Source organism: Bradyrhizobium sp. 613_E4_N2_2, assembly GCF_052075995.1.
GTDB classification, from domain to species: Bacteria; Pseudomonadota; Alphaproteobacteria; order Rhizobiales; family Xanthobacteraceae; genus Bradyrhizobium; species Bradyrhizobium barranii.
On sequence record NZ_CP197234.1, the window covers coordinates 4,647,295 to 4,667,903 of the forward strand.

Annotated in this window: 20 protein-coding genes and 1 pseudogene; 12 read left to right on the top strand and 9 right to left on the bottom strand. The window is 59.7% G+C overall.

Features of this window, described 5'->3' with window-relative positions:
* Positions 1-74: 74 nt before the first annotated feature.
* The 6 genes from AB7290_RS22320 to AB7290_RS22345 all read left to right on the top strand — a co-directional run bounded on the left by AB7290_RS22320 (position 75) and on the right by AB7290_RS22345 (position 4,587).
* Complete coding sequence (locus tag AB7290_RS22320; protein WP_223153565.1) at positions 75-236, top strand: RNA-binding protein; 162 nt, start codon at positions 75-77, stop codon at positions 234-236.
* Positions 237-609: 373 nt separating this feature from the next.
* Complete coding sequence (locus tag AB7290_RS22325) at positions 610-1,875, top strand: tyrosine-type recombinase/integrase (protein ID WP_441253842.1); 1,266 nt, start codon at positions 610-612, stop codon at positions 1,873-1,875.
* Between the two features lie 226 nt (positions 1,876-2,101).
* The gene (locus tag AB7290_RS22330; RefSeq protein ID WP_441253844.1) at positions 2,102-2,362 is read left to right on the top strand and encodes a hypothetical protein; all 261 of its coding nucleotides are present in this window, start codon (positions 2,102-2,104) and stop codon (positions 2,360-2,362) included.
* A gap of 31 nt (positions 2,363-2,393) precedes the next feature.
* Positions 2,394-2,618: a hypothetical protein gene (locus AB7290_RS22335; RefSeq protein ID WP_441253846.1), complete on the top strand. Its 225-nt coding sequence runs from the start codon at positions 2,394-2,396 to the stop codon at positions 2,616-2,618.
* 125 nt (positions 2,619-2,743) lie between these two features.
* On the top strand, positions 2,744-2,944 hold the full coding sequence (locus AB7290_RS22340) for a ribbon-helix-helix domain-containing protein (protein ID WP_441254542.1): 201 nt from the start codon (positions 2,744-2,746) through the stop codon (positions 2,942-2,944).
* A 1,322-nt stretch (positions 2,945-4,266) separates the two neighbouring features.
* The gene (locus AB7290_RS22345) at positions 4,267-4,587 is read left to right on the top strand and encodes a hypothetical protein (protein ID WP_441253848.1); all 321 of its coding nucleotides are present in this window, start codon (positions 4,267-4,269) and stop codon (positions 4,585-4,587) included.
* Between the two features lie 1,894 nt (positions 4,588-6,481).
* On the opposite strand, the gene istB is transcribed toward AB7290_RS22345, so the two are convergent.
* Both istB and istA read right to left on the bottom strand, forming a co-directional pair.
* Positions 6,482-7,345 (bottom strand): IS21-like element helper ATPase IstB, encoded by an 864-nt coding sequence (gene istB, locus AB7290_RS22350; RefSeq protein ID WP_441253413.1) that lies wholly within the window; start codon positions 7,343-7,345, stop codon positions 6,482-6,484.
* 8 nt (positions 7,346-7,353) lie between these two features.
* Positions 7,354-8,844 (bottom strand): annotated as a pseudogene (gene istA, locus AB7290_RS22355) (IS21 family transposase); the annotation flags it as partial.
* Positions 8,845-9,225: 381 nt separating this feature from the next.
* Between istA and AB7290_RS22360 the strand changes: the two are divergent.
* Entirely contained in the window at positions 9,226-9,495 is a 270-nt protein-coding gene (locus tag AB7290_RS22360) for a hypothetical protein (protein WP_166341791.1), read from the top strand.
* 9 nt (positions 9,496-9,504) lie between these two features.
* Here AB7290_RS22360 and AB7290_RS22365 read toward each other — a convergent pair whose 3' ends face one another.
* The 4 genes from AB7290_RS22365 to AB7290_RS22380 form a co-directional block, all read right to left on the bottom strand.
* Positions 9,505-9,735, bottom strand: a complete 231-nt coding sequence (locus AB7290_RS22365) for a DUF6894 family protein (protein ID WP_166341789.1) — start codon at positions 9,733-9,735, stop codon at positions 9,505-9,507.
* Between the two features lie 48 nt (positions 9,736-9,783).
* Positions 9,784-9,984 carry a hypothetical protein gene (locus tag AB7290_RS22370; protein ID WP_224517253.1) on the bottom strand — a complete coding sequence of 67 codons (201 nt, stop codon included), beginning with the start codon at positions 9,982-9,984 and terminating at the stop codon, positions 9,784-9,786.
* Between the two features lie 674 nt (positions 9,985-10,658).
* Complete coding sequence (locus tag AB7290_RS22375) at positions 10,659-10,856, bottom strand: hypothetical protein (RefSeq protein ID WP_166341785.1); 198 nt, start codon at positions 10,854-10,856, stop codon at positions 10,659-10,661.
* Positions 10,857-10,985: 129 nt separating this feature from the next.
* Complete coding sequence (locus AB7290_RS22380; protein WP_441253850.1) at positions 10,986-11,228, bottom strand: DUF6894 family protein; 243 nt, start codon at positions 11,226-11,228, stop codon at positions 10,986-10,988.
* A 535-nt stretch (positions 11,229-11,763) separates the two neighbouring features.
* On the opposite strand from AB7290_RS22380, the gene AB7290_RS22385 reads away from it, so the two are divergent.
* The gene (locus AB7290_RS22385; protein WP_441253852.1) at positions 11,764-12,144 is read left to right on the top strand and encodes a hypothetical protein; all 381 of its coding nucleotides are present in this window, start codon (positions 11,764-11,766) and stop codon (positions 12,142-12,144) included.
* A gap of 631 nt (positions 12,145-12,775) precedes the next feature.
* A complete protein-coding gene (locus tag AB7290_RS22390; RefSeq protein ID WP_441253854.1) occupies positions 12,776-13,366 on the top strand; it encodes an ATP-dependent DNA ligase in 591 nt (196 codons plus the stop codon).
* Positions 13,367-13,479: 113 nt separating this feature from the next.
* Here AB7290_RS22390 and AB7290_RS22395 read toward each other — a convergent pair whose 3' ends face one another.
* A complete protein-coding gene (locus tag AB7290_RS22395) occupies positions 13,480-16,239 on the bottom strand; it encodes an AMP-binding protein (protein ID WP_441253856.1) in 2,760 nt (919 codons plus the stop codon).
* Positions 16,240-16,716: 477 nt separating this feature from the next.
* Here AB7290_RS22395 and AB7290_RS22400 point away from each other — a divergent pair, with 477 nt between their 5' ends.
* Complete coding sequence (locus tag AB7290_RS22400) at positions 16,717-16,872, top strand: hypothetical protein (RefSeq protein ID WP_166341775.1); 156 nt, start codon at positions 16,717-16,719, stop codon at positions 16,870-16,872.
* Between the two features lie 921 nt (positions 16,873-17,793).
* Here the strand turns inward: AB7290_RS22400 and AB7290_RS22405 are convergent.
* Positions 17,794-18,030: a hypothetical protein gene (locus AB7290_RS22405; protein ID WP_441253858.1), complete on the bottom strand. Its 237-nt coding sequence runs from the start codon at positions 18,028-18,030 to the stop codon at positions 17,794-17,796.
* A 977-nt stretch (positions 18,031-19,007) separates the two neighbouring features.
* Between AB7290_RS22405 and AB7290_RS22410 the strand changes: the two genes are divergently transcribed.
* Together AB7290_RS22410 and AB7290_RS22415 are read left to right on the top strand one after the other, a co-directional pair.
* Positions 19,008-19,292 carry a hypothetical protein gene (locus AB7290_RS22410; RefSeq protein WP_441253860.1) on the top strand — a complete coding sequence of 95 codons (285 nt, stop codon included), beginning with the start codon at positions 19,008-19,010 and terminating at the stop codon, positions 19,290-19,292.
* 152 nt (positions 19,293-19,444) lie between these two features.
* Entirely contained in the window at positions 19,445-19,672 is a 228-nt protein-coding gene (locus AB7290_RS22415) for a hypothetical protein (protein WP_354134873.1), read from the top strand.
* A 519-nt stretch (positions 19,673-20,191) separates the two neighbouring features.
* On the opposite strand, the gene AB7290_RS22420 is transcribed toward AB7290_RS22415, so the two are convergent.
* Complete coding sequence (locus AB7290_RS22420; protein ID WP_441254543.1) at positions 20,192-20,545, bottom strand: methyltransferase domain-containing protein; 354 nt, start codon at positions 20,543-20,545, stop codon at positions 20,192-20,194.
* Positions 20,546-20,609 lie beyond the last annotated feature (64 nt).

A 20,609-nucleotide genomic window follows, 5' to 3' on the forward strand; every position in this document is an offset into this window, starting at 1 on the left:
CTGGAGCGCGGCCGGTGAATTTTCACGAGCGAGCAGAGACCAACGAACAGCAGGCCGCAAGCCAAGGGGATGCAGTGAGTCAAATCGATACGACCGAGAAGCTCTCGGGCACGCCGGAGACTGAAAGTTCGCTGTTCGCACTGTGCGGGCTTGGCGTCGCCGGGATCGCAATGCTGGGCTGGATCTGCGCCCTCGCCTGGATCGCCTGGCGCCTGGTCGATTGGCTGTTGTTCTGAAATCGAAACGCCGCCGGCACGCCGACACACGCAAAAGTTGCGGCGGGCGCAATTTCGCGGGGGTCATCCTGCCGACCTGACCGTCGTCGGCGGCAACGGAACGGGATGAGCGCGGCGCAATATCGAGGGAATTGAAGGAGCTTCAACCTCGGGACTGGTCGGGGCAGCTGGATTCGAACCAACGACCTGCAGTACCCAAAACTTAGCAGGTTATTTTCCGTCGGGTTCCAAAGTGTGCCGATCACTTCCGTACGGCGTATAATCACTTGAAAATGCTATTGTATTTTCAGCATCCCTTTTCCATTGCTTTCCTTCCCTTTCCGCTCAATACCTAATCCGGTGGCTACTCGGTGGCGACTATTTGGGGGAAGCGATGCCAATACTGAAGTTGGGGCGACGGGCCGTTAGCGGCCTTCCTGCCGTGACAAAACCAACGATCTTCTACGATTCAGAACTGACCGGGTTCGGCGTCAAGGTCACGCCCACCGGCGCACGGTCTTGGATAGTGGAGTATCGCCCTGGCGAGGGCGGCAGGCGCGTTGCCAAGAAGAGAATGGTAATTGGTACACCGGCCACGCTCTCGCCCGAGAAGGCGCGCGACGCCGCTGAGAAACTGCTGGCCAAGGTCAAGCTGGGCGCCGACCCGGCCGCCGAGCGAGGCGCTGCGAGGAAGGCAGAAACCGTAGACGAGTTGATCGATAGTTTCGTAAGGGACCACCTCAAACCAAAATGCAAGGCGGGCACGATCCGTCTGAATAGCGGATACATAAAAAATCATATTCGTCCGGCCTTGGGCAAAAAGAAAGCCACGGCTCTCACGCGCTCAGACGTGAACCGCGTCCACCTCAGGATCAAAGAAGCCGGACACGATGTCGCAGCAAACCGCGTCGTGTCGCTGATCGGAACAATCTACGAGTTCGGCCTCAGTGAGGAGATCCTGCCCAAGCGTACTGAGAATCCTGCCGCCGGCATCACGCCATTCGCCGAAACGCAGCGGCAGCGCTACCTCACCGAACAAGAACTGCAGCGCCTTGGTGATGCTCTTCGCGAGGCTGAAACAGTCGGCATTCCGTGGGAGCCTGATCCGTCGAAGAAAACCAAGCACGCCCCTAAGCCTGAGAACCGCCTGACGAATATCGATCGGCATGCCGCAGCAGCGTTGCGCTTGCTTTTGTTCACTGGCTGCCGGTTGCGCGAGATCCTCGATCTTCGCTGGAAGGAATACGACGCAGGCCGCGGCCTCCTGTTCCTGCCTGACTCGAAGACCGGCCAGAAAACGGTCGTGCTATCAGCGCCAGCCGTCGCGATACTGGATGCCCTGCCCCGCGTCGGCGCCTATGTGATCGCCGGTGAATCGGCGGGCACGAAGCACGAGAAACCCCGCGCGGACCTGAAGCGCCCATGGGATGCCGTACGGAAGCGGGCTGGCATCGAGGACGTGCGGATCCACGACCTGCGTCATAGCTTCGCCAGCGTCGGAGCGGGATCCGATCTTGGTCTGCCAATCATCGGGCGTCTGTTGGGCCACACGCAGGCGAGCACCACGCAACGCTATGCACACATTGCGGTCAATCCCGCGAAGCGGGCTGCGGATCTAATCGCGGGCAAGATCGCCGAGGCCATGAATGGGGGGAAGTAGAAAGCCGGGGCGCGTGGGACGTCGGTAATGTTGTGTTCCCAGTAAAATGAGTAGTTTGCCACACTTGAGTAGTTCTCAATATATATCAGTAAGTTAACGCAGGTTATAGAAACCAAATTGTAAGGGATTAGTGTAGGTCCCACTACCGCAAGGCTCCAGGTAACTATCGGTATGAGAACGCTGTCACCGCGCTCCCGCCTTCTCCAACTACGGAAAGCACAGCGTCATGGTCAAGCGTCGCAACCGAACCAAACATACTAAGACATTTGAAGAGAGATTGGCCGAGGAAGCTGCGCGCTTCAAGGAAGCCGCAGCACAGTTGCCGCCCGGCACCCAGCGGGAGCTCTACCTCAAGCGCGCTCGCCAGGCCGAAACGGCCTCGCACATCAATGAATGGTTGACCTCTCCCGGTCTGCAGCCGCCGACCGCGCTGGATAATATGCAGGTAGGAAGACCGGCAAAGCGAGATCGAGTCGCCTCGGATTAGAAACCCGAGCGCTAGTGCCGCATTGAACGAAATGGCAGAGTCGTTCGGCAACTCCTTCACCGTCGTTCAATTGACTGGCGACGACGCGAAAACCCACATTTGGATTGCGCTGGCCAAGCCAAGTCAGGCGCTGACCTTGATACTCGCAGCCGTGCCTGAAGGCTGGGCGGCGGAAGTTTTGAATATCGCACGACAGCTGAGCAGCAGCGGTTGTTTGCTTAACCTGGGGCCCGAGGATGTTTACAAGCTGACGTGAGAATATTCGCCCCGCCCCCAAAAAGAAGCCCGCCCCATTGCTGTAGCGGGCCTCGACCGCGTCGACTCGACTGAGGTCGCGGCCGGGCCGCTTGCTTGGCAAGCTTGAATTTGGTATTACACCTTATGAAAAAGGCAATACCAAAAACACACGGAGGCGCGAGACCCGGTGCTGGCCGTCCTGCTACCGGGCGAGACCCGGTCAGCGCGATTCGCCTGCCGACTGAACTCACATCCCAGATCGATGCATGGGCCGCCGAGCACGAGGTTTCCCGCAGCGAGGCTATTCGTCGGCTAGTTGAGATCGGACTGAAGGCCAAGAAATAGATGCCAGCCCGCGCCAGCCATCTGCCGACCAGCTCAGAGCGAGATGCATTGCAGAAACTGCGGGCAGGTCGCGAGCTGACACTGAGAGCTCTTGAGCCCACCGGCCAGCGCACCATCGTAAACATGCTGCCAAAGGGCTGGATCGAACGTGGGAGCACGGCAGGGACGTACCGGATCACGCCGGCGGGCCTCGCTGCCTTGCGCATCAAGATACCCTAACGCCGAAGGCTGACTCGCATTTCGCCGTCAAAGGCACAGGAACCATCCTGCGGGCGAGAGATTTCTCTCTTGCTTCAGGTTTCCCCGGCCTGAGGCGCCTCAACAGCGGCCTCCGCGTTGCCCCCGCGGGGGCCGTTCTGCATGCGAGGTACCATGGACGAGAGCTTGAGAGTGATGCTTGCGATCGGCGCGACAGTGACCGTCGCCGCTGGGGCGTTCTTTGCCATACGTTTTATCGTGGGTTTTTACGGCTAGACGTTGCACGTTAGGGCGTTACCCGTATTTTTCCCAAGGTTGATCTCGCAACCTGCACTTTCGCATCCCACCCGGCTCCTATAGCTTGGTATCAGCGGCGGCCGAATCCGGACCGGACACTTCTCAAGTCCGCGACCCGGAGGCGATAACTGTCGCCCCACGCTGGGGGCGTCGATGTGGGGTGATCCCGTGTCGACCACCCGCCTGGACGCGATGTCTAGGCACCCAGAAGAGACGTGGGACTGCTAGAAGCGGTACGTAACGCGGACGGCAGGCCGATGCGAGCACATGAACGGCGGTTTTTTTCCGTTCCGATGGCGGCCAACTCCTCAACCTTCAAGGGTCGAGGCGCGCCCGACCCGGAGGGCTGGCTGTGAAAAAGCCAACACACCGAGTCGACGTTCGCGTGAACGTGAATGTTGCTGGTTGCCTTTGGGCAATCGCCGCAATCATTCATTGCTTCATCTGAGCAGGCGGGAGGCTTCGGCCTCCCGTTTCTTTTGTGCGGCAAACGCGGGTGGGTCGTCGTGAGATTGGCGCAGCGTTGACGCCCCCACTCCCTGCGCTCCACGATAAGCGCGGGAGGCACATCACAATGGCCAAACGATCCGCGAAGAGCAGCCCGCCATGGAAAGACGGTGACCCAATCACCGTCGCCACGCTGGAATGGTGCCTCGACCGGTTGCCTTTGAGATGGCGCGAGCGCCACTGGGTGGCGAGGTTTATCTTCCGATCTACGAACGGCTTGAATCGGAGCTTGCCGCGGCCAAAGCGAAGGAAGACATGATGCAGCGAGTGCGCGTGCGAGCCGCGCGCGTTATGCAAGAGCACCGGATCAAGAAGTATAAATGACGACTGCTGAGCACGAAAATAAGACCCGAAGATCGCGCGAGCCGACCCACGACATGCCCCTCTACCCCACTGAGGCTCAGATCTCGCGCGCGGTGCTGGGTGACCGGGCCAAAGATTGGAAGCGCATCGCCAAGGTCCTGGAGGACAAAGAGGGGTTGCCGAAGATCAAAGAGTTGATGGGCGGTCGCTTTTGGCCTGCGGTGGTCGCGTTCTTTTATGGATGGCAGTGCGTTCCAATGAGCGGCAGCATTCCTGAATACGCCCCACCGTCCCGGATTCAAATTGTCCCGCCACCGAGAGGGCAGAAGCCAGTCTGAGGCATATTTCGCGCCCCCAACGCCAAACCAAAGACTAGTTGCCCCCTCAGCTTTGCTCGCCCTATGGTGGCGGCGGGGTTGTGAGGGAATTTTCATTATGCGTCTTTTGATAATTGCCGCGGTGGTGGCAATGTGGGGGCTGCCGGCGCGCGCGGACATTTCAGAAAGGACCGACTTGCGTGTTATGACGCGGCCGCGCGTATCGAGCGGATTAAGCCGATTGCCAGCCTCGGTCCGCCATCCGCGGTGATAAAGCCCACTCCGCCTCTAACGCCTTCCCGACCCTCCCCGTTCGCGGGGAGTTACGTTGGTCTTTCGGGCGGGTATGACATCCCAGCCATGGGGACCGGCCGCCAAAGCGTTGTCGGCGCGACGCCATACGCACCCGGCGGAGTTGTACAAGGGGCGTCGGTTGGTGGTTTCGCAGGCTACAATGTCGTCGAAGGCCATCTGTTGATTGGGGCCGAGTTGCGAGGCCGCTATAGTTTCGCGAAGGTGGAGGATTCGGTGGAATCATCTCCAATTTCAACGCCGTTGCCCGTCTTAATCGGCTCGTGCTGGGGGTGCGGGCTTGGTGGTGGCATTTCCACCGACGCGGTAACTTTGTTCTCTGCTCATCGATATAGCGCAAGTTACCGAAGGCCCTACGCCATCGATGCTTCGTTTAGGGTTGGTTTCACAGCCAGTGACTGGTTGTTTTACGGACGGGCCGGTGCTGGTATCGAGAAATCAGAATCGATCTCTACCGCCGACGATTCCAGGTCGGTCTACTGCTACAGGCCGACTATTGTTCAGAGGCCGAACTCAACGGGTGGCATCGACTACTTGGCCAACTCGTGTGCGTCACAAGGCAATGGACCGACTACGACAGTGACTCTTATCAACGGCTACGCGCCCTTAGTCTCTATAGGTGCCAGCATTGAGCGCAACTTCCATAACCTTTTCCTAAGAGCAGAGGCCGAACTTACAGGACACTCGATTCCCAACAGCGGCTCCATCCGTGAACATGGCGCTGGGATATAGATTCTAATCTCGTGGCGGAATGCGTGGCTCACCGGACTGGAAGCGAATCGCTAAAGTCCTGGTAGACAAGCAGGGCTTGCCGAAGATCAGCGAGTTGATGGGCGCCCGGTTTTGGCCTGTGGTGGTCGCGTTCTCTTATGGTTGGCAGCACATCTCGCTGGACAATACGGCGGGTTGAGCCAACCAATCGGCCAAGCTCCAGATTTGAGTTCGTGCCGCCCCCAAGGAGCAAGTGGGAGGACTAAAGCGGACTCCTCGCTACTTGTCTGCGCGCCCGTATTTTTCCCTACGTCCAAAGTCTCGCAGACGCGCTGCACTCCTGCTTGCGTTCACGCCTCGGTTGCGGTTGGATGCGGCTTCAATTCGGACATTCAGATGCCTACGTTGTCAGCCCAGCAGTTCCAAATAACTGACGACATCGCTCCGCGCGACGCCGAGGCGCTGACCTCTATCAATGATGAAATTGTAAGGCTTGCGAAACGACGCCGATCAACGATTTCCGTGGCCGGTCACCTGGCCCGATAAAAAATCGCATGGAAAATTGAGACCTTCGCCGAGGCTGTGCTCTATAGGATCGTAGCACTTGCCGAAGGGACGGCACTCTCCTGGAACGAGGCGATGCCGCTACCGGCCTTTCTCTGCACACGAGCGCTCGTTGAAACCGTTGCCCTACTTGTCGATTTCGAAGGGCGTGTGTCCAAGCTACTCAACGCCGAGGATCTGAAGGGGCTTGATGAACTCACGATGAACAGGATCTTCTCCAGCCGCGACGAAGAATGGTTGAAGCAGTCTCCTGAGTTCAAAACGGTGAATGTGCTCACACACATCGAAAAGCTGGACAAGCTTTTGCCGGGCGCTTTGGACCACTATGTCAATCGGCCTGTAAATTTGACCCCTCATCGGCGTCCAATTGTGACCCCTTCGTGCGCCGCGGTTTGACGGTAGCGCTCGGCTCGTTGGAGCTGGCCGGGATAGCGGAGACGAGACGAGCGCGGGTGGCGTGATCGTCGTCGCGGCTTTTGAAGCGCCAGCTGTCATTGCCGGTCTCGACGATGTCACAGTGATGGGTCAACCGATCGAGCAGCGCGGTGGTCATTTTGGCGTCGCCGAACACGCTCGGCCATTCGCCGAAGGCGAGATTGGTGGTCACGATGACGGAGGCGCGCTCATAGAGCCGGCTGACGAGGTGGAAGAGAAGCTGGCCACCGGACTGGGCGAAGGGCAAATAGCCGAGTTCATCCAGCACAATGAAGTCCATCCGGGTCAGATGCTCGGCGAGCCGTCCTTGCCGTCCGTTGCGGGTCTCGGTCTCGAGGCGATTGACGAGGTCGACTACGTTGAAGAAGCGGCCGCGGGCACCGGATCGGATGCAGCTTCTGGCGATGGCAATGGCCAGGTGGGTTTTGCCTGTGCCGGTGCCGCCAACCAGCACGACGTTGCGTTGTTGGGCGATGAAGCCGCCGCCAGCAAGATCATTGACGAGAGTCTGATTGATCGGCGTGCCGTCGAACTGGAAGTCGGCGATGTCCTTGGCAAGCGGAAGCTTGGCAATGGTGAGCTGGTATTTGATCGACCTGGCTTGCTTCTCGTTGATCTCGGCGTTGAGCAGGTCGCCGACAATGCGCTGAGGTTCGTGCTGGCGCTTGACGGCAGTTGCCATGATCTCGTCGAAGGCAGCCTTCATGCCGTAGAGCTTGAGTTCGCCCATGAGGTCGAAGATTTGGGTTCGTTCCATCAGATGGTCCTCCGGAGGTTGTCGTAGCGGGCACAATCGGCGATCGGTGCATGACGGAGCGTCAGTGCGGCCGGCGTCATGATGTTGGCCGGTGGGGCGGGTTCACGTTGACGGGCCAGGATATTGAGAACGACATCGGCCGAATGGACGCTGTGACTGAGCGCTTCGGCACAGGCCGCTTCCACCGCGGGCAGACCGTCAGTCAGCACCGCGTTGAGGATGTCGACCATCTGCCGATTGCCGTCGTCGGTGCTGGCAAGCTTGCGCCGGATCCGCTCGATCGCGGCTGGCAGCACCCAGTCTTTGAAGGGAGCACCGTTGCGCAAGGCGCCGGGTTTGCGGGCGAGCACCGGCACATAATGCCAGGGGTCGTAGACGGTATCGCCGCGGCCAAAGGATCGCGGGTGCTCGGCAACGATGCGTCCATCCTGACGGATCACGATGCGATCGGCATAGGCTTGAACCTCGACCGGTCGTCCGACTGCGCTGGCTGCGACCGAGTACTTGTTGTTGTCGAAGCGCACCAGGCAGGTCTTCGAGACCGATGCCGTCACCGCATGGAAGCCGTCGAAGCGGCCGGCATAGGGAACGAGTTTGGGGCGTTCGGCTTCGAACACTTCCCAGATCGTCTGATCGACCAGCTCCGGATGGCGATGAACCTTGGCGTAGGCGATGCATTTGTCGAGCAGCCAGGCGTTTAACTCGTCGAGGTTTTTGAACCGCAGCCGCGGCGTGAAGAAGCGTTCCCTGACCAGCCCGACCTGGTTCTCGACCTGCCCCTTCTCCCAGCCCGACGCTGGCGTGCAGGCGACCGGATCGACCAGATAGTGGCTGCACATCTGCAGGAAGCGGCGATTGTAGAGACGCCCTTTACCGACGAAGATCGTCTCTACGGCGGTCTTCATGTTGTCGTAGATGCCGCGGGTGCAGGTGCCTTTGAACAGGGCGAACGCCCGGTCGTGGGCGTCGAACACCATCTCCTGCGTCTCCCGCGGATAGGCCCGCACGAACAGCATGCGGCTGTGACAGAGCCGGACATGGGCGGCCTTCACCATCACCGTGGTGCCGCTCAGCAAGACCACCTCGTGGCTCCAGTCGAACTGGTAGGCTTCGCCTGGGGCAAAGCTTAGCGGGACATAAGCAGCCGCGGTCGATTGCCCGCGTTCCTTGCTCCACCGCCTGGCGTAACGCCGCACCGCATCGTAGCCGCCGTCATAGCCACGGCTGCGCAGCTCTTCGAAGATCCGGATTAACGTCAGCTGTTCACGAGCCGGTTTGGCCGCGTTCGCCGCCAGCAGTCCGTCGAGCTCTACTGCCCATCGTCCCAGCTTTGGCCGCGGCTGCACTTGCCGCTCGTACTCGAAGGAGGTCTCTCCTGACCTCAGCACCTTCCGGACCGTGTTCCGCGACACCTTCAGGTCACGGGCAATCTCCTTGATCGTCTTGCCCTTGATGAAGTGCTCGCGCCGAATCCGCGCAATCGTCTCCACGATCAGCATCCTCGACCACCTGCTTCATTCCAAAGCAGGCAGCGCAACAGACCAACCTATAGGGGGTCAATTTTGGACGCCGATCCCCCGGCTTAGGGGGTCAATATTGCAGGCCGAATGACACGAAGCCGCGCGCGAGGCCTTCGAAGCCGCATGGACCGGGCTACTGCCTACAATTCCCGAAAGTGCCTTCGCCGAATGGCGCCAAGATCGCGACTGGCGCGCTGAGGTTCCGGCCAAGCGGGCGCGTGGCGAGAAGCTCGACAGTGAGATCAGAAACACGCTCATGCGCTGCGTCTGCGGGACCACATTCGACAGCTGGAAACCGGCGGAGAGCTACCCCCACCGCGCACACATTACCGCCGCGCGGGCGGCCAACGGAACATACCGATGAATCACGCCGCAGAGCGACCCTACGCGGAGCCGGAAGCGGCCGCGCGCAAGCTCGTCGAGATCGCGGCCAAGATCGAAGCTGTTCAGGACGGCCGCATCTATATCGAGCGGATCAACGCGCAGTTCATGTTCGAGCTGAAGGGCAGCGGGAGAGAGTTCGGCGCCGGGCTCAGATACGCCATCGAGCGCGGCTGGTTATCGAAGCATGAAAGCGGCACCTACGTGAAGCTGATGCCGCCTGGGGAAGATCTGCTGACTCGCAAATAGGAACCGTCCTTACTGCTTCATCCTACTTCTGTCGAAAATGAATGCGGCTTGAAACACCCGCTCAACTTCTGTCCTCACTTCCACGGAAACGTCCTGCCGTATGGTGGCAAAGTCCTTTGCCAAGTTCGCAAGCGACCTAGCGGCTTCGACCTCGGCCTCTTGCTGAGTGTCGAATTCCAGACCTTCCTCGTCCGGGTACAAACCAGTGTCGTCCCGGATGTCGAAGTAGTACCGGGTCATAAGCCGCCCTCATTCGAGGGAGAGCATAGAAGAAATGTTCGCGTGTTCCTATTCTGGCGGCTGCAGTCCGGGTGATCTCAACCACTCGCTCAAGTGCGAGCCGGTCTCGGCCTGTCTGGCCTTGCGGAGGAAAGCTTCTCGCTCGAAGCCGGCAGGGAGCTTCTTGGCTAGCTCTCTTAAGCGTGCGGCTTCTTGGGCAAGACGTTCTTCGAGGGACACAGTTTGTTTAAAACGACGGCGTCGCTGCATGACACACCTCGATCTTACGGGTCCTAACCGTTGGGTTTGAGTTCTTGCAGCCTAACGCGCGGGCAGTTCCGTGGTCTGTGCCCTAGTGAACACAAGTTCCACGCGATAACGCGGGGACCTCGGATCACAATTGAATGTTACTTATCGCGGGCAGCCGGAGGGGAACGCCATGGAAATGGACCTTGCCGAGCGCTTCTTTTTGGGTCTCGCATTCATAGGTGCAAGCTGCCTCTGTGTCGTTTTCTCCGTCTGGATGCTTACTTGAAGTTCTGGCCCGCCAGCGTGAACCGGCCGCCGGACTTGCTTTTCCGCACCCAACGACCAGCAGTAGCCCGCGCACTCGACGAGCCACCTCACGCCCTGCCGCCTGCCGGATAAGCACGGGTGAACTCTCCTTGGCGCTTGATGCGGTTGTAGCGAAAAGTGCAGCCGTGCGCCCGGGCAAAGACCTCCGCCTCTGCAATCGCGATGGCACGCGTGCCGCCAAACGCACGCTCGATGTAACGGTCCCGAATTATCAATTTCTGGTTCGACCCGACGTCATCCAAAACCGTCGCTAGCTTAAGCAGGAAGTCTTCGCGCGTCTCTCATAGGGACAAACATGCAACGGCGAACGCCTGAATGCCAGCAAGGAGCTATGAAAGGCGAAACCTCGCCGCACAAATAGCCCGTCCTCAGTCTTTGGGCGGGAATGGATGGATGACGGCTTTTGCGTCCGTCGCCTGTGCGATCAGGACTGCAATTCCGTCCAGCGTTTGTCGGTCGTTGATTCCGAGCGACAGGCGCCGATACCGGGCGATCTTGTCGTCGTACTGAACGCACTTCTCACACATGGCTTCCCCCTCGGCATAGAGGGCGGGAGCGTGAAGCACTCTCAGTCACCGATAGGCGCCTCGGACGGGGCGGTGATCTCCGGACCATAAACCAGAACTCGGGTTCCCGACAGAAGGAACACGACAACCTGAAGATCTAACAAGACAAGACCGCAAACGGAGGCAGCCTCACTGCCTGCGCCGTTCGACCTCGAATGTGAATCTGAGCTGGAGCACCGGACCGCCGTCGTCCCGGACTTCAATCGACATCTGGTGGCTGCCGTCCCCGGGGGTCCGAACGGCATCTCGGGCCATATCGGCCAGCGAGCGCGCCGCCTCTTCTTGCACCTTCTCTACGGTTGAGAGTTCCAGACCTTCCTCATCCGAGAAAATCTCGTCACCCTCTCCGATATCAAAATAATACCGTCTCATCAGACCAGAACGACGCCAACCTCAAATTGTTTCTTTCGTAAAACAGACCACGCCCAAATCAAACTAGGCGACTGATGCCGAAAGCAGGCCGGTCCCCTACCTATGCTCGTCCCTCGCGAGAGAAGCCAGTCTGTCCAGTTGGCCAGCCAAACCCACATAAGTTCGGGCGATGTTTTTCAGGACGTCGGCGCGATCTTTGGAAATGCCGCTCGCGCCAGAAAGTCGCTTGTAGTGGTCAGCATGTTCTCGGCACTCAGCAATGTTGATCACTGGCTCTGCCTTCTGTTGGCCGTGCGGGTCACAGGAGCGCCTTCCCCGCTGGCTTGCCTTCTACTATGTTAGCCCCCGTTAAAATCAGTCTTATGACACTGGTTAAATACGGAAGCGCCCCCTTCAGTTTGGAAAAGGAACCACAAGGGCGGCTGATATTTGAGTCGTCGCTGGCTCGCCGGCAGAGCTGGCGGAGCGGCCCCGGCCTACCCCCCTAAGCCCCTGCAGCCGGGGCCGTCTCTCCGTTGTCTTATCGGAGCAGCGTATGCGTTCCTCGCCCTCGATCGTGCCGGCCGACCGCCTCGACCGCGACATCTATCTAGTGCTTGAAGACTTCGGCGCGCGCGCCGGTTGCGCCTGGCGCAAGACGGACGAGGCTGACACCGACCTCGAGACGATCCTGCAAAATCTGCTGTCCGGCCAGTACGCCTATCCGGTCCGAATTGTATCCTTCAATCCCGTCGAGGGGTGGTCGCGGGATGCGACTTCCGATGTAGCCGATGCGTTGGCCCGGCGCGCGGCCGATACGGACGCCGAGATCTCGTCTGCATTGCAAGACTTCATCGCCGCCAACGCCACAAGGCGCTTCGACATGCAGCTAGCGCGCTGCCATTGCACTGGGTCGCCTGATGTCCAGCGAGGGTAAGCCGGTGCCACGACCACGACGTGCGTTAACTGCGACGATCTCGGCTGGTTTGCGAGAACCACCCGGACCGCCCTTGGGACGGCCCGCGCGCCTGCCCCTGTGGCGGCGCTGGCGCGCCCTGCCCGGCCTGCAACGCTGTTGGCGAAGGTGAAGTGCCACGCATGCCGGAAGGCTTTCGGGTCGAGGTCGACAAGGACGGCTGGCGGCACTGAGGTCCTTCGACTGATGTGAGCGGCCCCAAGCGCCTCGGGGCTGGAGGGGAACGGAGACACCGGGACCGCCACGACGCACCGGCTCGAAGCTGGGGCGCCGTGGATATTCTCCGCCCCGGGATTCGTCGCAGGCTCTAACAAATGTTGGGTGTCCCAGATTAACTTTGTGGGCTTCCGCCGTTGCGCTGTGCAACGCTATCAGAGTTCCTGCGCGGAACAGAGCCGACGAAATATTCCTGACACAAACCGCTGCTTCCATGCCTTCAACCGGGCGCGGTGTTTGTATCCTTAGTTGTTTTCATTCCCGGGGCTGGCTTTGCTCGAACCAATTTTTTTGACCGGCGTCGATAGACTTTGGACAGGGCCGCCCCACAAAGGCGGCCCTTTCTTCTGCGGGCTTCACACCCTATCTGAGCCCTATGCGTACAGCGTTCGAATTCTGCCTGCCGACCGCCGCCAAGGTGGTGCCTACCGGACCCGACTGGATCTACGAAATCAAATATGACGGCTATCGCCTGCGCGTCGAACGCCAGGGCAAGACCGTGCGGCTCTTCACCCGCAACGGCCACGACTGGACCAAGCGCTTCCCCTGGATCGTCGAGGCCGCGCTGAAGAACCGCGAGCAGCAATTCGTCATCGACGGCGAGGCCGTGGTGCTCGGCGTCGATGGCGCATCGGACTTCAACGCCCTGCACTCGCGCCGGCACGATGACGAAGTGCAACTCTATGTGTTCGACATCCTCGCGGTCGGCGGCGAGGACCTGCGCCAGCTGCCACTGACGATGCGCAAGACCAATTTGGCGCGGCTACTGCGCGGTCGGCCGGACGGCATACTCGTCGCGCCATTCGAGGCCGGCGAGATCGGCCCGGACCTGTTCGGCGCGGCCTGCCGCATGGGCCTTGAAGGCCTGGTCTCGAAGCGCCGCGACCGGCGCTATGGCGCCGGTCGGTCGAAAGACTGGATCAAGGTGAAGAACCGGACGCATCCGGCGATGACGCGAGAATTCTAAGCGTTCGCCAGCGACCTCCCGACCTGAAACAAAACGAAAAAGCCCGGCATCGAGGGCATCGATGCCGGGCCAATTGTCCTTGGAGGAACGAGGGGGTTTGCCCCCTTAGACGCTTAGCGGATCGCCGACGTTCGGTAGGTTGCGATCAGAGCTCTTTCGATCAGCGGCTGATTGATTGCCAAATGTGGTTCAACGATGAGGTCCAGGTGTTCACCACTGACTGGAATGACCTCCACTCGCTCCACCAGTCGATCCCAGCCCATGCGCGGAGCGACGTGGGGGCGTCTGCAGGAGAAAAGCGTGCCGGTGATTGGCAGTTGCTCATGGGCTTGATGGACCCAATCCCGAAACGCGCGCATACGCAAAACTTCCTCTGCCTCCAGCGTGAGCATGAAGTGGGTAGCTGGAGCGAACTTCCATTGCCTGAACTCGAGCACGCGCCTGAGCAGTTGCTCTCGACCCAAGCGCACAAGGATCTTGGTAAAGGAACGGCAGAGCATCCTGTAGATGGTAACTCGGTGAGTCCGGATGCGCTGAAGCGTCCGGCTGATTGTTTCCGCGTAGCCGCTAAATTCATTTCCCACATTGGTGTCCAGTATGCCGAAAAACCTTACTTTCCTACCCTCGGCTATGAGTCGACGCCCGAGCTCGAAAGCAACTGCACCTCCCAGCGAATAGCTCAAAAGCCTTACGTCGCCACTGGGCTGGACGCGGCAGATCTGCTCCATGGCTGCAGCCGCCATGTCTGCGACTTCTGATTGCCCGGATAAGAGCGCATTCAGAGCCGGATATCGGACGGTGGTGACTTGGGCCACATCGTCCAACGTGGCCCCGAAAGCGATTAAGCTGGGACCGAAACCGACTGAACCCGGCACCAGAAACAACGGCGGCTTGCTTGATTGGTCACAATCCAGATCCGCATCCTCGCCAAGTGCGCGGGCCACCGCGGCAGCCATACGGGCTACGTCCGCGTCCAACGCAAATGCTCTGAGGTCAAGTTGCCTGCCAATTCGGTTTTCCAATTCCATGACAAGCTGGAGAAGCTGCAGAGAATTTCCTCCCGCTTCATCCCACGAGCCTACCGCGCTCCGCGTACCAAGCACCCGTTTCCATCCCTGCTCGACTGCCGAGTACGCATAACGGAGTTCATCTGGTGCCTGTCGTGCGGGCGAGACGAGACGGGTTCCGGCGAAAGCTTCATCGTGGGCACGCAGGGCGACGACATCGATTTTGCCGCCCTCAAGTCGGGGGATGTTCGCAATTTCATGTATTCGCTTGGGGTGAAGCGATCCCGGAACAGTCCTGCGGATGGCTTCCCAGATTGCACCTGGGAATGCAATTCGGGAGTTGGGTTCAAGAACGACAAAGATCACCAATTCGCTCACAACCGTGACGACGGCGACCGCGTCGGTCACGTGTGGAATCCGGCGAACCGCAACCTCGAGCTCCGCGGGTTCGAGGCGTCTTCCATTGACCTTGATCTGCCGGTCTTTACGACCGACAATGTGCATGACGTCTCGATCATCGAACATGACGAGATCGCCTGTAGCGTGTATCCGACGCTTCGGGTCGGTGGGATCAATGCGAGATGGAATCAGTACCCCCTTTTCCCATCGCCCGAGCGTTACGAAGGGGCTGGATATGATGAGCTCGCCGGATTTGCCTTGTGCAACGGAAGTTCCATCGTCGCCAACCACGGCAAACCAAATCCCCGGCAGCAGGCACCCCGCCGGAGCCGCAATGGCACCCTCGGCGAATTGTGCCGGAGGGAAGCACTGGGAGCCTGTCGTCTCCGTCGAAGAGTAGCCGATCTGAACGTAAGCGCGCGGCATCGCCTGACGAAAAAACTCGATGTCCGCCGTTAAGACCTTCTCGCCGCCAATTCTGAGGATTCGCACTGACTGAAAATCGTCGTGATGTCCGGCAGAGATCATGGCGCGGAGCAGCGTGGGAACGGAATAAATGACCGTAGCGCACTGCGAGCCAATTGCCTGCCGCGTCCCATGGAGGCCAAGTGCCTCGATGTCCACTATGTAGAGCCTCGCACCGATCAATAGTGACGTCAGCATTTCCCTGCAGCCGGCAATGGTGGTGGGCCCGCTCAGCGGTAAGAACACATCTTCGTGCGTCAGATGGGCTGCGTTCACATACTGCAATACGCGCTGGAGGAGGCTGCGTTGGCTGTTCACGATGCCTTTCGGACGTCCGGTACTTCCCGACGTGTATAGGATGAGAGCCGGCTCATCGACGGAGTGCGAAAGGGAAGCGACGGAGCCGCCATTTTCATCGTCGGCCAAATTTGTGATATCGATCCAGCGCATACCCGCAAGGTTTGCGAAACTCGGCGGAGCATCCTTCACGCAACCGATCACAAGGGTGAGTCGTGCGTCCGTCGAAATTTCGATGTTGCGACTGACTGGATCACGGCAGTTTAGGGGAAGGCAAGGTCGATTTGCCGCCATGCAGGCGATCATCGCAACAGGCTGCCATATGCAGCTCGGCATCATCAGCCCGACTGCTTGTCCTGCAGTGACGAGAGCAGAGAGGAGATTAGCCAATTTGACCGCGACGGAATGAAGCTGCGCAAATGTCAGGTGGTTCGTTCCGTCATCGAGGCAGATTCTATGAGGAAAACGGTCAACGACGCGGCCCAGATGTTCGATCGCCGGAATGCTGGAAAATTCGAGGGGCAGCCCTTCGAAAGGATTGATTGGGCCGCCATCATCCAGCGGCCCCTCCCGCACTGCATTCCACTCAACGCCGTCGACAACTGCTCCGCCCGATCGAGGGGTGAAACGGATCATCCCGGTGTCACGCTCTTTCAATGCGCTTGAGGGCCCAAGGGCTTGGGGCTTTGCGTTGGCAGGTGCCATGCCGTCGCTCCCTGTCAAGTCTCCATAATGTCGCAGATAACTGAGATACATCGCACAAACATCATTCGTTTGCATGAAGCACTGCGCGACTCGAAGACACCCAATGCCTGTTCCCGAGCCGGTTCCTAGCTCGCTGTCATGCACCTCCGGCGGCGGGCGCGGCGCAGCGGACGACCGGATTTCAACTGAAACGTAAAAGGGCCTATCGGCGGCATGGGCTATCGGTAGCCACCTTAAAAACGGCCCCGGCCATGGGGGCTTCTGAAGGTGTGTGGAGGCCCCGGGGCCGTTGGAATTACCTCGGCGGTAATGGGGTCGCCTCGGTGGTAATAAGTTATAGGAAGATCGGCAACCGGTGCCCCATGGGGTTCGGTGCGGCGCCCCATGGCGGCCCCATGGCGCTTCTGTGCGCTTTCGCACAAGCGGCCCGCCACTAGGTCCCGGAGCTTAATCCGAAGGGAAAACTAAGAGAGACCAATGACACCAACGACAGTCTTCGTTTACGTCAACACCGCCAAGAAGGTTGGCGACGTCGAGTACATCAAGATTTTCGCAACGGTGGACGCCGCAGAACGATGGTTAGAGGAGAACGACCCGGAAGGCGTCGTGTTCGAATACGATGTGATCGAGTGATCTGGCGTGGATAATCAGCGCCACATCGTTGGTGGGTTCAGGGCCCCGCGACCCGCCGCCTTCAACGCATCGGTTGAGAGCCGTCAGGTGCCGCAGCATCGAGCAGCTTCGAGCCGGTGCGGCAGCCGCGGGGGCCGCAAAAAGCTCCGGCTCCAGCGTTGCCAGAAGCTGGAGCCGTGCTGTCACCGAGCTTCCGACCCACGGGGATAGGCCAGTAGCGATTCGAAAATGCTCCATGCCTGAGAAGGTTCCTGAGTGGTTCTTAGCTGCTCGTTAAACAAGGAGGAGCAGTCTCGGTTTCGGGACGGGGCCGTGTTGGGAGAACGCGCGGTCTTGTGCTTGGGGCGAGGGCCCGCCAGCTCAGTTAGCCCCGGCGGGCCTTCCCTCACCTATGTTAAGCATCCAGCGTTTGTTAAATAGATCATATTGCAAGCTGGAAGCGCGGCAGTAGGATCATCTCGCTGGGGCTGGCTGCATGTTTCACTTAGATCTTTTTACCCGGCCTTATTTGACCTTGCGCCAGGGCCGCAGCCGCTGCGGCCCTTTTCGTCGCGCTCAACACCTGCTTACGGATAACGCCTTGGTGAACGAAACCGTTTATTGCGTCACGCGAAGCGATCCCGAAACAGTCCGAGCCCAAACTCCTCTCATTAACGAGGGGATTTCAAAATGATTACGCTGGAAGCAATTGCGGTCGCCCTTGGTGCCGGATTTACCTTCGCCATGTTTTCGGGCGACCTAGGCGCCGACGTAGTTCTCGCCATCGTCGCCTGCCTTTCTTAACGAGATGGCCCGCGCGGGTGAACCGGCGGGCCTCGTGCATCTGCTTCAACCGCCGGCGGTGTGCCAGGGCCACTTGTGCGCTAGCTGGCGGCTTTCCCACTCACGAGCGGCAGTAGCGCGCGCTCTCGACGAGCCACTTCACGCCCTGCCGCCTGCCGGATATGCACGGGTGAACTCTCCTTGGCGCTTGATGCGGTCGTAACGAAACGTGCACCCATGCGCGCGGGCGAAGACTCCCGCCTCTGCAATCGCGAGGGCACGCGTGCCGCCGAACGCGCGCTCAATGTATGGGTCGCGAACTATCAGCCGCTCGTCCATCGCGAGACCTTCCAAACCACTCGCTAGGCGAAGCAGGTAGTCCTCGCGCGTTTCCATGAAGGCCCGCCGTCCGCTAATAGATCATGTCATCCATGGGAGTACATGGCACGGCTCGCTTTCCAGCCCCCAATGCTCGCGGCTGCCGATCCAATTGCGGATTAGAGCGCCGGGAGTCCTAGGCCCGCCAACGTGAACCGGCGGGCCTTTTACTGTCAGATGCCGGAGACCCCTGCCCGGCGATGTCGAGGCACATACTGAGCTTAATTTCAGGCCTCGACCGCCCAGGCGGCGAGCAGAATGAGCGCTGCGATCGCCTGGCCCACCGAAGGAGTACCCCTAGAAATCCCAATCAATACAGACTTGGCACAAGGTGCATAGACCCTTACTTCGAGCCATAGCATCCTGACCAGGCAATGGTTGGGGGCCTTCGTGCTCAGTGCTGGCGAGTATCGAGAGCTAGCGGAAGCGTACCGCGCGAAAGCCGGCGCCCCTGGCCTTGCCCCGAATAAGGCCACTGCACCGAGGAACATCGCCCGAAGCCTGAGCGCGCTCCCGAGCCAGCTCGAAATACTTGATCTCTACGACAAGGCCCCGCCGAAGCGGGTGAGCGCGCCATGATCGAGCGGCTAATCCAGACGGGCATTGTCACGGTAGGCGCCCTCAACGCCGGTCTAATGGTCTGGCTGATCCTTACGCTCTAAGCTGTGGTCATAAGTACGCAGCTTCAGAATGCTTATTGTCCTAAGGGGAGCCTTTACCCAACTCGCGCCGGGGACGATACATGCGAGGCGAGCAGAGCCTTCATTGTAACGAATGTGGGGCTTCCAACTCGGTGACCTATTGGCGCTTTGAGGGCGCTCTGAGCAGGCTAGTGGGGCGGCCGGGTCAGGCCCGCGCCGGCTGAAGTCCGGTCTAACCTGGCCGCCCCTATTCGACTCCCGGCTCGTGCTGTTGGGCCTCCATGACGACAGCCAACACCCGAGCACGCCAACTGCGATCAGCACCGCGACCGAAACCCGCTGGGAGCCTTGCCCATGCGTTCAAACACCCCCACCCCGCGGTCAGACGACCTCCCTGGCGAAATAAGGCGTCGGCGGCCGGTTTCTGGCGATCTGTCGGGCAAGCTCGCAGCGACGTCTAGCGAGATCCGCAAGTTTCGCATCAAGGAGCTGCGCGCGGCCGCTGATCGGCTTATTCGCCGTGCGGAGGCGCTCCGCGTGGAGGCAAAGCGATTACTCAAAATGGCCCAACGCGAGGAAGCGAAGCTGGCGCGCGCCCCCCCCGAGAAATCCCCGAAGCGCGGCGGCGCGCCGGCCTAAGGCTTTGCTGACTAGCGGATAATTTGTCCGCGCACCAATTCGCAAAGCGCAGAACCACTAAGGTACCTTCCGAGAACGGCATCGCGGAGCCAGGAAAACGTTGGACAGCTCGTGCGTTAAAGAGGATTGGGGCGACGCACTGGAGCAGAAGCATGCGAACTGCAACTCTCGTGATGATTGTAGTTGCCGGAAGCGCGATTGCCTTCCAAGCAACGGCGCAACAGCAAAAGGCCGCACCTAGCGAGCAAACCAACGAGGAGATTCACCGAGATGTAGACAAAGGGCTCAAGACTAGCGAGCCGAATGAGCAGATGCAGCGTGATGCAGACAGAGGAGTAAAGACACGCAACTCTGGAGATTCCGGATATGTGGCAGATTAAGACAAGCCGGGCGCTTCTGCGCATCCTCCGGGCCGGCCGGTAGGTGAGCAGACCACGGGTTCAAGTAGCCAGACCGGAGCTCCGAAATAGAGCCGTTAGCAAGCTTACGTCGGCGCAAGATCGACGTACCGGTCAACTCACTTTTGAGAAGCGATCAGCGGGACCGTTCGTGCGAACTGCACATGAGCTGGTGGTTGCAACCGCAAACACCAGGATGAGTGCAAGCAAAGAGCCGTAAAAGCCGACAACGGCAAGCCGCCATTTTCGTAACAGAGGACGCTCCGATGTGGTGGGTCCTGCACGAGAAGCTCAACGACATCGAAGCCAGCATGCTTCGCCCAAACCTCGACCTCCTACGCATCGCAAGAGAGGTGTTCCGAGCGCTTGGTTCGCGATGACTCTGCTCCAACATACTTGTCGAGCGCCTGCACAAAAGCATGGGCTCCTTGGCGTTCTCGATAGCGCTGTAGAAGCTCAACCCAGCGCGGCCTCCTGGCTTGAGTACTCGCACCATCTCCTTCAGCGCCCCCGGCCGATCAGTGAAGAATTGTAGGCCGAGCTGGCGAGCACAACGTTAAAGGTGTTTGCATGGAACGGCAGGTCGAGCGCGCTACCCTCGGCCCAATCAACAGTCGCAGACTTTACCCTCGCCACCGCGAGCATTGCCGTGTTGGGATCTATGCCGACTAACCGGCCGACGTGCCCTCGCTGCTCAGCGAGCCGCGCGACGACGCCTGTCCCGCAGGCGATGTCGAGTATGCTTTCTCCACTCCTTGGCCCGACACGGTCGAGCAGATCATTGGCCCATATCGAAGTGATAGCTGGAACGAGGTAGCGCTCGTAAAGCTCGGCGCGCTCGCATCCATTTGCCAGTGTTCATGAGCTGTCATGACTCCCCCAATAGTGTCCGTGCGATAGTAGCAAAAGGGCGCCCCAA

What these genes read in the sequence shown, in the direction of transcription:
- AB7290_RS22325 (WP_441253842.1), top strand. Translation starts at nt 610, where the DNA reads ATGCCAATACTGAAGTTGGGGCGACGGGCCGTTAGCGGCCTTCCTGCC.
- AB7290_RS22330 (WP_441253844.1), top strand. Translation starts at nt 2,102, where the DNA reads ATGGTCAAGCGTCGCAACCGAACCAAACATACTAAGACATTTGAAGAG.
- AB7290_RS22335 (WP_441253846.1), top strand. Translation starts at nt 2,394, where the DNA reads ATGGCAGAGTCGTTCGGCAACTCCTTCACCGTCGTTCAATTGACTGGC.
- AB7290_RS22340 (WP_441254542.1), top strand. Translation starts at nt 2,744, where the DNA reads ATGAAAAAGGCAATACCAAAAACACACGGAGGCGCGAGACCCGGTGCT.
- AB7290_RS22345 (WP_441253848.1), top strand. Translation starts at nt 4,267, where the DNA reads ATGACGACTGCTGAGCACGAAAATAAGACCCGAAGATCGCGCGAGCCG.
- istB (WP_441253413.1), bottom strand. Translation starts at nt 7,345, where the DNA reads ATGGAACGAACCCAAATCTTCGACCTCATGGGCGAACTCAAGCTCTAC.
- AB7290_RS22360 (WP_166341791.1), top strand. Translation starts at nt 9,226, where the DNA reads ATGAATCACGCCGCAGAGCGACCCTACGCGGAGCCGGAAGCGGCCGCG.
- AB7290_RS22365 (WP_166341789.1), bottom strand. Translation starts at nt 9,735, where the DNA reads ATGACCCGGTACTACTTCGACATCCGGGACGACACTGGTTTGTACCCG.
- AB7290_RS22370 (WP_224517253.1), bottom strand. Translation starts at nt 9,984, where the DNA reads ATGCAGCGACGCCGTCGTTTTAAACAAACTGTGTCCCTCGAAGAACGT.
- AB7290_RS22380 (WP_441253850.1), bottom strand. Translation starts at nt 11,228, where the DNA reads ATGAGACGGTATTATTTTGATATCGGAGAGGGTGACGAGATTTTCTCG.
- AB7290_RS22385 (WP_441253852.1), top strand. Translation starts at nt 11,764, where the DNA reads ATGCGTTCCTCGCCCTCGATCGTGCCGGCCGACCGCCTCGACCGCGAC.
- AB7290_RS22390 (WP_441253854.1), top strand. Translation starts at nt 12,776, where the DNA reads ATGCGTACAGCGTTCGAATTCTGCCTGCCGACCGCCGCCAAGGTGGTG.
- AB7290_RS22395 (WP_441253856.1), bottom strand. Translation starts at nt 16,239, where the DNA reads ATGGCACCTGCCAACGCAAAGCCCCAAGCCCTTGGGCCCTCAAGCGCA.
- AB7290_RS22400 (WP_166341775.1), top strand. Translation starts at nt 16,717, where the DNA reads ATGACACCAACGACAGTCTTCGTTTACGTCAACACCGCCAAGAAGGTT.
- AB7290_RS22405 (WP_441253858.1), bottom strand. Translation starts at nt 18,030, where the DNA reads ATGGAAACGCGCGAGGACTACCTGCTTCGCCTAGCGAGTGGTTTGGAA.
- AB7290_RS22410 (WP_441253860.1), top strand. Translation starts at nt 19,008, where the DNA reads ATGCGTTCAAACACCCCCACCCCGCGGTCAGACGACCTCCCTGGCGAA.
- AB7290_RS22415 (WP_354134873.1), top strand. Translation starts at nt 19,445, where the DNA reads ATGCGAACTGCAACTCTCGTGATGATTGTAGTTGCCGGAAGCGCGATT.